The sequence below is a fragment of the Nocardia sp. NPDC004711 genome (assembly GCF_053601595.1).
Window position 1 is genome coordinate 1 of sequence record NZ_JBSGCB010000073.1, and the last position, 12,501, is coordinate 12,501.

Consider the following 12,501-nt stretch of genomic DNA (forward strand, 5'->3'; position numbering starts at 1 on the left):
GCCGGCTCCGGTAGGGGGGAGCCGGCACCACCGCTGGACAACCCTGCTACCCGTCGACCCGCACGGCCGAGCTGTAGCACACCCGACGGCTCAACTGCCGCTCGGCGATCCGCTCCACCAGCAGCGGAATGAACTCCCGAACCCGGTGCCCCTCGAAATCCCGATGAATACCCCGAACCACCTCCCCGACGACCCGAGCCGCCAAATCAGGAAATCGATTGGACAGCCGCGCGGCAAGGTCGCTCATCTGCTGCTCTTCATCGGATTCCGTCATACCGTGAGTTCGCCTCCATCACCAGCGTTCGTGCGCCGACACCCGTCCCGTCCCAACGGATGACCAGCGAAGTGGACAACGGTCCGGGGTGCGCTCACCCCGGACCGTGCCCCTCGAGTGTTGCGGCAAAGAACGAGCTTTTCGCCCCGGAACCGCTTTCTGGCACATTTTGTCGCGCACTAGGCACACCAGGTCCTGGCCGCTTGCGGATGAGAAATGCAAATGAAATTTCATTTGCAACAACGCCATTCGAATCGGTACCGGCACAGCCAGAGCTATCGGGTGGGAAGCGGCCGGGCTCGTTCCCGAACCTCGGCCAGATGCTCCCGCGCAGTCCATTCGTCGAGCCACGCAGGGACCGGCAGGCTCGGCGCCGCGACACCGCGGTCATCACGGACGGCACCGCACCGCTCAGCGTGCCGAACAACCGGGCAAAGACGACCAAATCCTGTCCGCTACAACAGATTCTGCCGGGAGGACGGCTGGCCGCGAGCTCATTGTCACGTTCGGTCACCTTTTCGGCGCGAATTGACCACCGGGCGGGGCGGTGGCTGCTCGTAGGGTCGGTGGGTGTCCTCGGGCGAGATGGGGATGTGAATGATGAGGATTGTCGGATGTCGTTGAACCCGTTCATGCTCGGTGTGCGATTTCTGCTCGAGCTGACCGCTGTGGTGTCGTTCGGAATTCTGGGGTGGCGAGGGTTCGATGCGCCGTGGCGGTTTGTGCTGGTGTTGGTACTGCCGATCGTGGTGGCGGCGGTGTGGGGGACGTTTGCCGTGCCGGGCGATCCGAGCCGGAACGGGGAAGCGACGGTTGCCGTGCCCGGCGTTGTGCGGCTGGTGATCGAAGTGCTCGTGCTGGGTGGCGGGGCGGTCGCGCTGTGGGGTGCGGGGCTGTCGATGGCGGCGCTCGTGTCGGCGGTTGTCTTGGTCTTGTACCAGGTCCTCGCGTATGACCGAGTCGGCTGGCTGATTGCGCATTGAGTCGAGCTCTCGTCGTGAGCGGTCCGAGGGCTGTGTGACTTTCCGGATGCGGGACCGAGAACGGGGTTCGATCTGGTCAGAGTGCCCCGAGACCGGTTCTCCGGGAGGTAATCTCGATGCGATGGGACAACGTGCACTGTTCACACTGGCAGGTATCGTTCTCACCGCCTGGTGCATGGTCGCCACGCCCGGGAGGGTTGCCGCCGATCCGGGGCTACCGCCGGTGGGCGGCAATTTCCTCTGGGGAGTGTCCAGTTCCGGGTTTCAGAGTGAAGGCTTCGCGCCGGACAGCAATTGGAGCCGTTACGCGGGATCCGGACGCGCCGAGGACTACCGCAATTCGGTCGACTTCTTTCATCGCTACGATGAGGATATCCAGCACGCGGCCGACCTCGGTGTCGGCGTCTACCGGATCAGCGTGGAATGGGCCCGGGTGCAACCGAATCCGGGCGAATGGGATTTCTCCTTCTACGACAGCATGATCGCGCGGATTCGCGCGGCCGGAATCCGGCCGATGATCACGCTGGACCACTGGGTGTTCCCGGGCTGGGAGGTCGATCGCGGCGGCTGGCGCAACCCGGGCATGGTCGATGACTGGCTCACCAACGCCCGCGCGGTCGTGGACCGCTACGCGCACTTCGATCCGCTGTGGGTCACCTTCAACGAGCCGCTCGCCTATGCCGGGAAAGAGCAGCAGATCGGCGATCTCGGCGCGCTCGACGTCGCACCCATGATCGATCGGATGGTCGCCGCGCACCGCGCGATCTACGACCACATCCACCTCCGGCAGCCCGGCGCGATGGTCACGAGCAATATCGCCTTCTCGGCCATCGGCACGGCACAAGCCGACGCGTCGTTCGTCGACCGGATCGCGGACAAGCTTGACTACATCGGAATCGATTACTACTACGGCGGATCCCTGACCAATCCGCCGAATCTGGCGGCCCTGCTGACCAACCAGCCCTCGAGCCTCGTCCTCGAACCCGACGGCATCTACTACGTCCTGCGCCGATACGCGCAGAAGTTCCCGGGCCGCCCCCTCTACATCGTCGAGAACGGCATGCCCTCCGACAACGGCTCACCCACCACCGACGGCATGACCCGCGAGGACGACCTGCGCGACACCGTCTACTGGGTCCAGCGCGCCAAGGCCGACGGCATCAACGTCATCGGCTACAACTACTGGAGCATCACCGACAACTACGAATGGGGCAGCTACTCACCACGTTTCGGCCTCTACACCGTCGACGTCACCACCGACCCCACCCTGACCCGCCACCCCACCGCCGCCGTCCCCGCCTACCGCGACATCGCCACCTCCGGTGGCGTCCCCGCCAACTACCTCCCCACCCGCCCACCGGCCCTCTGCTCCATCCAGGACCTCCCCTCCAGCTGCTTCAACCCGGTAACCGTCCCGGGCCGCTGACCCACACCCCGCTGCCTGCCACTTGTAGTGGCGATTCCAGGTCGGGGTGGTGGGCGGTGCTATGTTCAGGTTCGCGAGACCCACTGGTTCTGCTCGGTTCACGGCATCCCAGGAGGTGGGCAAGTCATGAGTTCCCCGAAGTCGCGCGATCCGCACTCGATATCCACCGCACCGATCGTGGTCGGCGTCGATGATTCTCCGGCCGCGCTGTCGGCCGTGCGCTGGGCGGCGGAGACCGCGGCGGCGCACGGCCGCGAACTGTTGATCGCGCACGGCACGAATGTGAATGTGATCGTGGGGGTGATGAGCACCTTTTCGAGTGTGAATTCCGAAGTCGAGCAATCGATTCAGGCTTTCGGCGCCGATCTGGTGGCACAGGCCCGGGAGGTCGCCGAAAAGGCCGCGCCGGCCGTGATGGTGCGCACCGAGGTGTCCCCGCAGCATCCGGCGAGGATGTTGATCGACCTCTCTGCCACCGCCCATATGACGGTGGTCGGCGGTCCGGCCGAACGCCGGGGCCTGAACCGGATCGGTTCCATCCTGATCTCGGTGGCGAGCCAGGCGGCCGGATCGGTGGTCGTGGTGCGCGACGACGACCCCGAATGGGTGGACCGCCGCACGGCGCCGGTCGTGGTCGGCGTCGACGGCAGCCCGGTCAGCGACGCGGCGGTCGGCGCCGCGTTCTACGAGGCGTCCGTGCGCAACGCGCGGCTCGTGGCTGTGCACGCGTGGAGCGACCTGTACCTGGCCCGGTACTCGGGATTCATCGACACCTCCATCGAGGCCGCGCAAGCGACCGAGGCGGAGCGGGCGCTGCTGGTCGAACGGCTTGCCGGGTGGCAGGACAAGTACCCCGACGTCGAGATCACCCGTGACATCCACCTCGCCGATCCGGTCGAGCACCTGCTGACCTGGTCCGAGGGGGCCCAGCTGCTGGTTGTCGGCAGCCGCGGCCGGGGCGGGTTCGCCGGCATGCTGCTCGGCTCCACCAGCAATGCGCTCGTGCAGCGCGCGAACTGTCCGGTCATGGTGGTCCACCCCGAGTCGTAAGCGGCAGGTGCGCTATTCGGCGTTCGGGGCTCGGTGTCGGGAACGAGTTCGGTGTGCGGGTTCGGGTGCCGGTGGAATCTCCACGTCGTAGCGACGGACGTACGCGGCCAGGAAGGCTTGCGCGGTGGCTGTCACCGGGATGGCGAGTAGTGCGCCCGTCGCTCCGAACAGCGCCGCGCCGGCGAGAACCGCGCCGAAGGCGACCGCGGGATGCATGTCGAGGGTGGTCGCGGTGATGCGCGGCTGCAGGACGTAGTTCTCGAATTGCTGGTAGACGACGATGAATCCGAGAATCCACAGCGCCGACCGTGGATTGTGGGCCAGCGCCACCAGCACCGGCAGTGCACCCGCGAGGTAGGTGCCCACGGTCGGAATGAACTGGGACACCACGCCCACCCACAGCGCGAGTGCGAACGCCGACGGAATGCCCAGCACCCGCATCGCCGCATAGTGCGCCAGCGCCGAGCAGAACGCGAGCAGCGCCCGCGAGTAGATGTAGCCGCCCGTCTTCTCGACCGCGATATCCCAGGCGCGCAACACATGTCGCTGCCGCTGCGGCGGCAGCAGTGAGCACACCGCATTGCGGAAGCGCGGTCCGTCCGCGGCGAAATAATAGGTGAACAGCAGCACGCCCAGGCCCTGGAACAGCACGCCGAGTGCCGTGGTGCCGATGCCCCAGACGTCGTCGGCCAGGTCCAGCGCCCAGGACCGCAGTTTCGAGCTGATGTCCGAGGTGCGATCGGTGATATCGGTGACCGAGAGGTCGGTGTGGAACGTGCTGTTGATCCAGGTGACCGCACTGTGCATATCCCGCGGCAGGTTCTCGATCAGTGTCGTCACCTGACCGACCACCAATTCGCCCATGGTCCAAACGAATCCGACCAGCACCACGGTCACCACCACGAACACCGCCAGCGTCGCCGCACCGCGTTTCCAGCGGCGCGCGGCCAGCCAGTTCACCGCGGGTTCGATGGCGAAGGCCAGGAACAACGACACCACCAGCACCGTCAGCAGACCGCGCAGGCGCATCAGCCCCCAGAAGGTGATGACGATCCCGGCCACCGTGGCCGCCGCCAGCAGATAGGCCCGCGGCAACCAGGCCGGGATCACCGACGCGACCAGCCGGTCCGGCCTGACCTCCGCGGCAGCGTCGTCGGGGCTCCGCTCCCGCTCTCCGGAGTCGGATTCGTCCTGGGGCACTCCGCAAACGTACTGGCGTCCGGGCGATCGGCGCCGCAGTGCGCGTGTGCCCGCGTGTTCCGGCCGCGCGGAAGCTGCTACAGCCCAGCGCCGACGGTCGCTCGATCGAGCGGAATCCCGCCTCTGCCGCGGTCATACCCTCGAACCTGCCACATCTTCGAGCCGCTACTCCACGTGGCGCAGTGCGATCAGCGCATTCTCGTGAAACTGGCGTAGTGATCGCCTGTGTACCACGCCGAACCGTCGTTGCCGGTCACGATCCGCTCCGCATCGCGGGATCGGCCTGGTTGTTTGCAGTTGACATCCCACTCCAGATAGCCGACACCATCGGGCAACTGGCCGCCTCTGTTCTGCCATGTGGTACCGCCCTTGGTTCCGGGACAGTCGGCCGGTGGCCAGGTGCCTTGGTCGATCAGACTCAATGTTGTCCAGGCTCGCTGGGGAACCGTGGAGTCCACCAGGCGCACCTCGACACCGGCCACCGTCGAGTGCTGGGCCACCCGCTCCGTGTGCCCGCCTGACAACAGCAATGCCACCGTGGCGAGTGCAACCGAAGCGATAGCAATTGCCTTACCCCACAACGTTCTCAACGCGATCGTCTCCACCGTCATGAGTGCCCACGGTGTCATATGGGTCTGAATCGGCCCTCACGTCGAGCTGTCGTACGAGTGAATGCGGACCGGATGGAACAGGCTCGCGGCCCCCGCCGTCCCATGGCCCGCCATCGATCTCACATCTCCGTCACGCTCAGGTCGACCCCTGCCGCGATGAGGCGCTTCGTCAGGGGCGTGCCCATGGCCGCGGCCGGTGTGAGCACGCCGCCGCCAGCCCACCGGTCATGGTGGACGTGGCAGCAAGCCCCACCGGTCCCCGGCCGGTGTAGATCAGCTCGGAATCGCGAGAACCGATGCCCCTCAATCATTCTCGATGCCGCGATCGTGATCGTCTACGCGGGTACCCTATCTCGCCGTCGCCGGTGTGTGCTGGTGCGAACGTCGCACGCGCTCGAAGACTTTCGCCCCAGCCGTGCCCCGCGAGCCGCATGGTCACCATGCCGCCGCGGTGAGATACCACCGCTAACCGGTGCAGGTCGATGCGGTGGGCGACTACATGGAGGGTTTGACGATGTACTTCATCTCGACCTGCGGAGCGGACAACATCACGCCCCCGGCCCGGATCCATTCACCGATGACGCGGGCGGCGTCGCGGGCCGGGTTGTAGATGTCCTCTTCGCTGGCGAACAGGCCGTCACCCGCGTAGACCAGGCGGGTCGTATTGGGGAACCAGAACTCGACGCCCGCCTCGGTGGGATGGTCGAGAAGGTTCTTGATACCGACCACAATGGCGTCATTGTCCTCGTCATAGGCGACCCACTCGTGCGGAAAGCGCATGTGCGGGAACGGCTTCATGACCTCGATGATCCACGCACGCACATCCTCCCGATGATGGAAGGTGCCGTAGGCGTGCTCGATGTACTCGACATCCTCGACGAACAGATCCGCGAACGGCCCCCAGTCCCCGGTCTCGGAACAGCGGTCGACGACCCGGCTGTAGTGGTGCAGCGCTTCTTCCAGCTCGGCCCGGCTGAATTTGCCCATGGTGCATCTCTTTTCGTCGGTGCGTGCCGATCCGGCACACACCCACGAATTAATCACTATCGCTTAAATCCGTCAAGCAGCCGTCCATCGTGAACAGCTGAGACTCGCGACGCCGATGTTCAGAGCCGGATCGACGCGGTCGCAGGCGCGTTGCCGCCCGGTGATTCCGGCCATGCTCTCTGTGTCAAACCTGGCTTCCGTCGCCCATGGTCTGATTCTTTTGTGTGGACGGGAGGCTTTGTTCACCGGGCGTGACTTACAGAGTCAAGAGGCCGCGCTCGATTGCGTCCAGTACTCGCTCGAGTGAGTGTTCGATGTGCTCGGGTGTGGCGGGGAGTGGGCCGTCGAGGAGTAGGCCGGCGAGGCCGTGTACTGCTGACCATGCGGCTATTTCGGCGCCGGGGCGGCGGATTGGGTTGAGGAGGCCTGCGGTTTGGACTTCGTCGAGGACCTGGCCGAGGATTTCGAAGGGGCCGCATTCATCGGTGGGGAGGGCTGCTGGGGGGAGCTCGGGTGCCGGGGGATAGGCGATGAAGGCTGTGCGGAACAGGCCTGGTTCGGCGAGGGCGAAGTGGACGTAGGCGGTGCCGACTGCGCGGAGGCGGAGGCGGGGATCGTTGGTGCGGGCTACTTGGTGGCGCATCTCGGCGGCGAGGGCCTGGCGAGCGTGATGTGCTACCTGGGCGAGGAGTGCTTCTCGGTCGGTGAAGTGGCGGTAGGCGGCTGAGTGTGTCACGTCGGCGGCTCGCGCGGCTTCGCGGAGGATCACCCGGTCTGGGCCGCCCTCGCGGGCCAGGGCGATACCGGCCTCGATCAAGGTCGCGCGCAGGGCGCCGTGGTGGTACGGCTTCGCACGATCGCGACTGGTGGTGGCCTGACCCATGGGGTAAGGATTTCACGGATACAGGATGTTGACAACGGTCACATTTTCTCGCACACTCGTATGTAACCAGTGGTTACATCCTGCTGGTTCGACTGAACGGCACTCTTGAAACATCGAGCGGAGCATGTGATGTCCTCTGCCACTCTCTATCTCTGGGCGCTCGAGATCATCGGGCTGGTCGCGATAGTTCTTGTCACCGCCCGCACCTTGCGGTCGTCGGCCATCGAGGTCGGCATCGACAGGGTTGTGGCGCAACGAATTTCGATCGTCTTCTATGCGGGCTGGATGGCTTGGACGGCCACGGTCGTCGTGCTGGCGGCCAACAACGTCCTACGGCTGGACGAGGACACGGTCAAACCGTGGCTGGGCGTGGCGATCCTCGCGCCGATCGTCGTCCTGCTGGCGAGTTCCCGACTACCGCTGATCCAGCAGATGCTTTCTCATCCAGGTATTGCCGCAACTTTGGTCCGGCCGCACGAAGCGCGCTTCATCGGCATCGTCTTCTTGACCGCAATGGCGTTGGGTGAGTTGCCGCCTGCGTTCGCACTTCCGGCCGGAATCGGTGATATAGCAATAGGTCTGGCTGCGTCATGGTTGATCCGCAGTCCACATGCTGAAGGTCGAACCCGAAGTATCCTCTGGCTCAACGTATTCGGATTGATCGACTTCCTGTACGCCTTCGCCGTCGGCTTTCTGGGCGGACCGGGGCGTAGCCAGCTGCTGCACCTGACGCCATCGACACAGCCACTGTCGATGCTGCCATTGGTGCTCATCCCGACGACCGGAGTTCCCATCCTGTTCGTCTTCCACGTCATCTCGCTGGCCAAGCTGCGGGCCACCGTGCCCGTCGCGGCCGTCCCGGCCTGAATACTCCTCGGCAGAAAAGGAAGCACAATGAGCACCACCCCCATCGACAAAAGCGCTCGCGTCCAACGTGTTCGGCACGAGGTGAACCGGATCACCATCGCAGTCGACGCCACGTTCGAGGAGCTGCGTACGCGTTTCGAGCAGCTGGTCCCCGACATCGAACTCGACGAGCTGAGCCAATTGATCGCAACCGGTGATCTGGAACGGGTGAAGAAGTACACCGAAGCGCGAACACCGAACTCCTTCGCCAACTTCTGGACCTTCGACCCGACTGCCATGATGGCGCTGCGGGGGAGCACCGCACAGTTGGTCACCTTCATGGTGGGCAACAACCTGATCGCGGAACGCATGTTCCGCCACGATCCGGGCGTGATGCTCTACGCACCGATCCGCGTCGCCATCTACACCGACAACGATCGGACGTTCGTCAGCTTCGACCAGCCGTCGACCCGCTTCGACACCTTCGGCGACGAAAACATCACCGCGGTCGGCCGACTCCTCGACCAGAAGATCGCCGCGCTGCTGACGCTCCTCGGCGTAGAGGTGCCGGACGAACTATCCCAGCAGACCGTGTAGTTCGCCCGGCCGCCTGGAAACTAGCTATGCCGGAGACGAATCCCTTGATGATCGGACAACCCCGTCTAGCACTCAGGGGCCAGCGTCTGCGTCGGACTCTATTGTGCGGTCAGTGCCACCAGCGCCGATCTGCGGCGATTCCAACGTGGCATCGTTCAGGTACTCCGCGTGGGTGCTGTGATCGGTAGATTTGCTGGAGGATTACCGCCTGACGGGCCTGTGGTGTGCGCGGAGGCGGGGCAACGATCAAAGGGCGCTGATGAACGATGCCGGGCAGGTGGCCGGGCTGTGGTGGCAGGCGTTGACCGACCGCGGGTGGTCGGCCGACCGAGAGCTGCTGGGAGTGTATGCCGCGGAAGTGATCACCGGGGTGGCTGCGGAGGAGTTCGAACCGGGGGTGGGGGCTCGGGTGGGTGCGGCGCTGGCGGATCTCGGTCTCACGGATCCGGATGTGCCGCTGATCTCCGCGCGGGTGCTGTACACGGTGGTGGATCACGGCGCCGAGAGTGAAGCGGGACAACGGCTCGCCGCGGTGCTGGCGGCGCTGGGCTCGGGACATCGAGCGCGGTCGCTCGATATCAGGCACGCCGCGGCGCCGGACGCGGGCGGTCCGGCGCGCGAGCCCTTGAGCCCCGATGTCTACCGGATCATGTTCGAACACGTCTCGGTGGCCGCGGCCATCGGCGAGGTCGACGGCACTCTGCTGGTCGCGAACAAAAGGTTCACCGACCTGATTGGAATTCCGTCGGAGATCGTGCACGACATCTCGGTCTTCGACCACAGTCACCCGGACGATCGCGACGACATCCTCGCGGCGGTCTTCGAGAAACTGGTCCCGGCGCGCGGGGGCGCGCTCGAGTTGGAGCACCGATTCATCCGCGCCGACGGGAGCATGGGCTGGGCCGCGTTCAAGGTCACCTATATCCAGGGGGCTCCGGGCGACCGGGACTATCTGCTCACGGTCGGTGAGGACGTGACTGAGCGGCACCGGCTGCAGGAGGAACTGCATCGCCAGGCCCGCCACGATCCGCTGACCGGGCTGTCGAACCGACGGCACCTGCTCGAGCGCATCGATGCCATGATCGACAGCTCGGTGCCCGACGATCAGGCCGGGCTGTGCTTCATCGATCTGGACCGGTTCAAGTACGTGAACGACCGGTACGGCCATGGCGTGGGTGATCAGGTGCTGGTCGCCGTCGCGGCCCGGCTCTGGGACGGTGTCGGCGACGAGCGTTGCACGGTGGCGCGACTCGGTGGCGACGAGTTCGTGGTGCTGGTTCCGCCTCCGGCCGGCGGCCGGCGCGTCGCGGCGGTCGCGGACAGACTGCTATCCGCACTGTCGGAGCCCGTCGAGGTCGGTGGCCACCGGCTGGCGGTGTCGGCCAGTATCGGGGCAGTGGTCACTCCGGCCATGGCCACCGACGCCGAAACGCTGCTCGACGCCGCCGACGCGAGCCTGTACCAGGCCAAGACCCACGCTTTGGGCCAGGTGGTGCTACACACCGTCCATCCCGGACCGGGTCCGACACGGCCGCTGCTGTGACTCCCTGGACGGTGAGATCTTGTGGAGCTCGGTCGCTGTCGGCTATGACCGGCGCTGGTCGAGCTTCTTGCCCAGGAGCTGGGCGGCGATCGTGTTCTTCAGGACCTGCATGGTGCCGCCGGCGATGGAGGAGACGATGACATCGCGGAAGCATCGTTCCGGTGGGAAACCGGTGACCAAGCCGTTGCCACCCAGAATCTGCATGGCCTTCCAGCAGACGTCGCGGCCCACGTCCGCGGCGTGAAGTTTGGCGACCGAGACGTCCAAGGGCTTCGGGAATTTACCCTTCTCGGCGGTCATTGCGGCCTTGTAGGTGAGGTAGCGGACCGACTCGATCTGGGTCCACATCTCGGCGATCAGATGGTAGATGGCCTGGAACTCGTTGACCGGGCGGCCGAACTGGGTTCGCTCGTTCGAGTAGGCCACGGCCTCGTCGAACGCGCCTTGGGCGAGGCCCAGGCACAGCGCGGAGATGTAGAGGCGTTCCATATTGAAGGCCTGCATGAGGGTGGGGAAGGAACCCTCGCCCATGAGGAGGTTCTCTTTGGGGATGCGGCAGTCGGTGAAGGTGAGGTCGCCGTGTTTGGAACCGCGCGAACCCATGTACTCCGGTCCGTTGCCGAGGGTGAAGCCGGGCGTGCCCTTTTCGACGATCACGGCGCCGATGCCCTTCATGCCGGGTGTGTCATTCCACCGAACGAAGGTGATGTACAGGTCGTAATCCGGTGCGCCGGTGATGAATCGTTTGCTGCCGTTGATGACGATCTCGTCGCCATCGATTACCGCGCCCGTCTCGATGTCGGTGACCGCGGAGCCGTGTGCGGGCTCCGACAGCGCGATCGAGGCGGTCAGTTCGCCCGCGGCGATACGCGGCAGATACTTCGCGTGGGCGGTCTCGTTGTCCGACATCATGATCACCGACGGTCCGGTGCAGGTGGTGGCGAACAGGATGTCTCCTGCCATCCAGGACTTCATCGCGCGGCACGCGGATTCGATCGCGAGTGCGAACTCGATGGCGGACAGGCCTTTACCGCCGTACTCGACGGGAATCGTGATCCCGGCCAATCCCATGTCGACCGTGTCGCGCACCATGTCGGCGATCGGCGCGCAGTCCTCGCGGTCGATCTGTGTGGCCAGCGGCGCCCATTTCTCGCCGAAGGCGCGGGCGCGGGCCTGGATGTCGGCTTGGGCAGGGGAGAGGTCGAAAGCTGTTGTATCCATGTAAGTTCCGCTCGTGATGGTGTGATCGCGTGGGGTGTGGCCGGAGTCAGGGCATGGTGTAGCCGCCGCTGACCGAGAACACCTGCCCGGTGACCTGACGGGCGGCGGCATCGGAAGACACCCACAACACGGCATTGGCGATGTCCTCGGCCTTGGTCAGGCGGCGCAGCGGAATGTCCTTGCGGAGGAACTCGATCTGCTTCTCGTTGAACACCGAGTCCTCACCCGCGGCCCAGAGGCTGTCTTTTCCGACCGCGTCGGGCCCTTCGGGGATGACCAGTCCAGGGCAGACGACATTCGAGCGGATGCCGTGGCGGCCGTGCTCGCGGGCGGTGGTGCGTGCCAACGCGATCAGCGCCGCCTTCGTGGCCCCGTAGACGCCCTGCCGGATCTGTCCGAACGCGGCATCACTGGAGATGAACACGATCGAGCCGCCGCCGGCCCCCTGCATCGCCGGAATAGCGGCCTGGGTGGCCGCGATCGCTGTGTAGAGATTGACCTCCACGGTGCGCTGCCACTTGGCGCGATCGGTGTCCTCGGCGATGAACCCGGGCACGCTCCACCCGGCGTTGTTCACGAGCACATCGAGCCCGTTCCAACCCTGGACGGCCCGATCCACCGCATCGTGCGCGACACCCTCGGCGGTGAGGTCCCCGGCCGCGACTTCGACCGCGGCAGCGCCGAGTTCGAGTGCTTCGCCCCGGACCTTCTCCGCTTGTTCGGCATCGATGTCACTGATGACGATGCGTGCACCCTCGCGGGCGAAGCCGTGCACGATGCCACGCCCGATATTGGAGCCGCCGCCGGTGACGAGAACACGGGCGTTGCGCAGCTGCAGATCCATGCGGTCCAACTCCTTCGTCTATGACCGAAATCAGAG

13 protein-coding genes are annotated in these 12,501 nt (G+C 65.5%); 6 read left to right on the forward strand and 7 right to left on the reverse strand.

Annotation, left to right across the window (positions count from 1 at the left end; genetic code table 11):
• Positions 1–46: 46 nt before the first annotated feature.
• Positions 47–274, reverse strand: coding sequence for a three-helix bundle dimerization domain-containing protein (locus ACWEKS_RS42855; RefSeq protein WP_452345445.1), 228 nt, complete (start codon positions 272–274; stop codon positions 47–49).
• Positions 275–888: 614 nt separating this feature from the next.
• Between ACWEKS_RS42855 and ACWEKS_RS42860 the strand changes: the two genes are divergently transcribed.
• The 3 genes from ACWEKS_RS42860 to ACWEKS_RS42870 all read left to right on the forward strand — a co-directional run bounded on the left by ACWEKS_RS42860 (position 889) and on the right by ACWEKS_RS42870 (position 3,733).
• Entirely contained in the window at positions 889–1,257 is a 369-nt protein-coding gene (locus tag ACWEKS_RS42860; RefSeq protein WP_452345446.1) for a YrdB family protein, read from the forward strand.
• Between the two features lie 121 nt (positions 1,258–1,378).
• Positions 1,379–2,683, forward strand: a complete 1,305-nt coding sequence (locus ACWEKS_RS42865; RefSeq protein ID WP_452345447.1) for a family 1 glycosylhydrolase — start codon at positions 1,379–1,381, stop codon at positions 2,681–2,683.
• A 126-nt stretch (positions 2,684–2,809) separates the two neighbouring features.
• Positions 2,810–3,733: a universal stress protein gene (locus tag ACWEKS_RS42870; protein ID WP_452345448.1), complete on the forward strand. Its 924-nt coding sequence runs from the start codon at positions 2,810–2,812 to the stop codon at positions 3,731–3,733.
• Positions 3,734–3,745: 12 nt separating this feature from the next.
• Here the strand turns inward: ACWEKS_RS42870 and ACWEKS_RS42875 are convergent, their stop codons facing one another.
• From ACWEKS_RS42875 to ACWEKS_RS42890, 4 genes are all read right to left on the reverse strand, one after another.
• Positions 3,746–4,933, reverse strand: coding sequence for an AI-2E family transporter (locus ACWEKS_RS42875; protein WP_452345449.1), 1,188 nt, complete (start codon positions 4,931–4,933; stop codon positions 3,746–3,748).
• Positions 4,934–5,121: 188 nt separating this feature from the next.
• On the reverse strand, positions 5,122–5,544 hold the full coding sequence (locus ACWEKS_RS42880; RefSeq protein WP_452345450.1) for a ribonuclease domain-containing protein: 423 nt from the start codon (positions 5,542–5,544) through the stop codon (positions 5,122–5,124).
• 495 nt (positions 5,545–6,039) lie between these two features.
• Positions 6,040–6,531 (reverse strand): nuclear transport factor 2 family protein, encoded by a 492-nt coding sequence (locus ACWEKS_RS42885; RefSeq protein WP_452345451.1) that lies wholly within the window; start codon positions 6,529–6,531, stop codon positions 6,040–6,042.
• Between the two features lie 256 nt (positions 6,532–6,787).
• The gene (locus tag ACWEKS_RS42890) at positions 6,788–7,414 is read right to left on the reverse strand and encodes a TetR/AcrR family transcriptional regulator (protein ID WP_452345452.1); all 627 of its coding nucleotides are present in this window, start codon (positions 7,412–7,414) and stop codon (positions 6,788–6,790) included.
• 129 nt (positions 7,415–7,543) lie between these two features.
• Between ACWEKS_RS42890 and ACWEKS_RS42895 the strand changes: the two genes are divergently transcribed.
• The 3 genes from ACWEKS_RS42895 (at position 7,544) to ACWEKS_RS42905 (ending at position 10,400) form a co-directional block, all read left to right on the forward strand.
• The gene (locus tag ACWEKS_RS42895) at positions 7,544–8,281 is read left to right on the forward strand and encodes a hypothetical protein (RefSeq protein ID WP_452345453.1); all 738 of its coding nucleotides are present in this window, start codon (positions 7,544–7,546) and stop codon (positions 8,279–8,281) included.
• 27 nt (positions 8,282–8,308) lie between these two features.
• Entirely contained in the window at positions 8,309–8,857 is a 549-nt protein-coding gene (locus ACWEKS_RS42900) for a DUF302 domain-containing protein (protein ID WP_452345454.1), read from the forward strand.
• A gap of 259 nt (positions 8,858–9,116) precedes the next feature.
• Entirely contained in the window at positions 9,117–10,400 is a 1,284-nt protein-coding gene (locus ACWEKS_RS42905) for a diguanylate cyclase domain-containing protein (RefSeq protein WP_452345455.1), read from the forward strand.
• A 42-nt stretch (positions 10,401–10,442) separates the two neighbouring features.
• Here the strand turns inward: ACWEKS_RS42905 and ACWEKS_RS42910 are convergent, their stop codons facing one another.
• Positions 10,443–11,621, reverse strand: a complete 1,179-nt coding sequence (locus ACWEKS_RS42910; protein ID WP_452345456.1) for an acyl-CoA dehydrogenase family protein — start codon at positions 11,619–11,621, stop codon at positions 10,443–10,445.
• 46 nt (positions 11,622–11,667) lie between these two features.
• On the reverse strand, positions 11,668–12,465 hold the full coding sequence (locus ACWEKS_RS42915) for an SDR family NAD(P)-dependent oxidoreductase (protein WP_452345457.1): 798 nt from the start codon (positions 12,463–12,465) through the stop codon (positions 11,668–11,670).
• Positions 12,466–12,501: the final 36 nt, after the last annotated feature.

Coding starts and splice junctions, on each gene's coding strand:
- ACWEKS_RS42855 (WP_452345445.1), bottom strand. CDS start 274: ATGACGGAATCCGATGAAGAGCAGCAGATGAGCGACCTTGCCGCGCGG.
- ACWEKS_RS42860 (WP_452345446.1), top strand. CDS start 889: ATGTCGTTGAACCCGTTCATGCTCGGTGTGCGATTTCTGCTCGAGCTG.
- ACWEKS_RS42865 (WP_452345447.1), top strand. CDS start 1,379: ATGGGACAACGTGCACTGTTCACACTGGCAGGTATCGTTCTCACCGCC.
- ACWEKS_RS42870 (WP_452345448.1), top strand. CDS start 2,810: ATGAGTTCCCCGAAGTCGCGCGATCCGCACTCGATATCCACCGCACCG.
- ACWEKS_RS42880 (WP_452345450.1), bottom strand. CDS start 5,544: ATGACGGTGGAGACGATCGCGTTGAGAACGTTGTGGGGTAAGGCAATT.
- ACWEKS_RS42885 (WP_452345451.1), bottom strand. CDS start 6,531: ATGGGCAAATTCAGCCGGGCCGAGCTGGAAGAAGCGCTGCACCACTAC.
- ACWEKS_RS42890 (WP_452345452.1), bottom strand. CDS start 7,414: ATGGGTCAGGCCACCACCAGTCGCGATCGTGCGAAGCCGTACCACCAC.
- ACWEKS_RS42895 (WP_452345453.1), top strand. CDS start 7,544: ATGTCCTCTGCCACTCTCTATCTCTGGGCGCTCGAGATCATCGGGCTG.
- ACWEKS_RS42900 (WP_452345454.1), top strand. CDS start 8,309: ATGAGCACCACCCCCATCGACAAAAGCGCTCGCGTCCAACGTGTTCGG.
- ACWEKS_RS42905 (WP_452345455.1), top strand. CDS start 9,117: ATGAACGATGCCGGGCAGGTGGCCGGGCTGTGGTGGCAGGCGTTGACC.
- ACWEKS_RS42910 (WP_452345456.1), bottom strand. CDS start 11,621: ATGGATACAACAGCTTTCGACCTCTCCCCTGCCCAAGCCGACATCCAG.
- ACWEKS_RS42915 (WP_452345457.1), bottom strand. CDS start 12,465: ATGGATCTGCAGCTGCGCAACGCCCGTGTTCTCGTCACCGGCGGCGGC.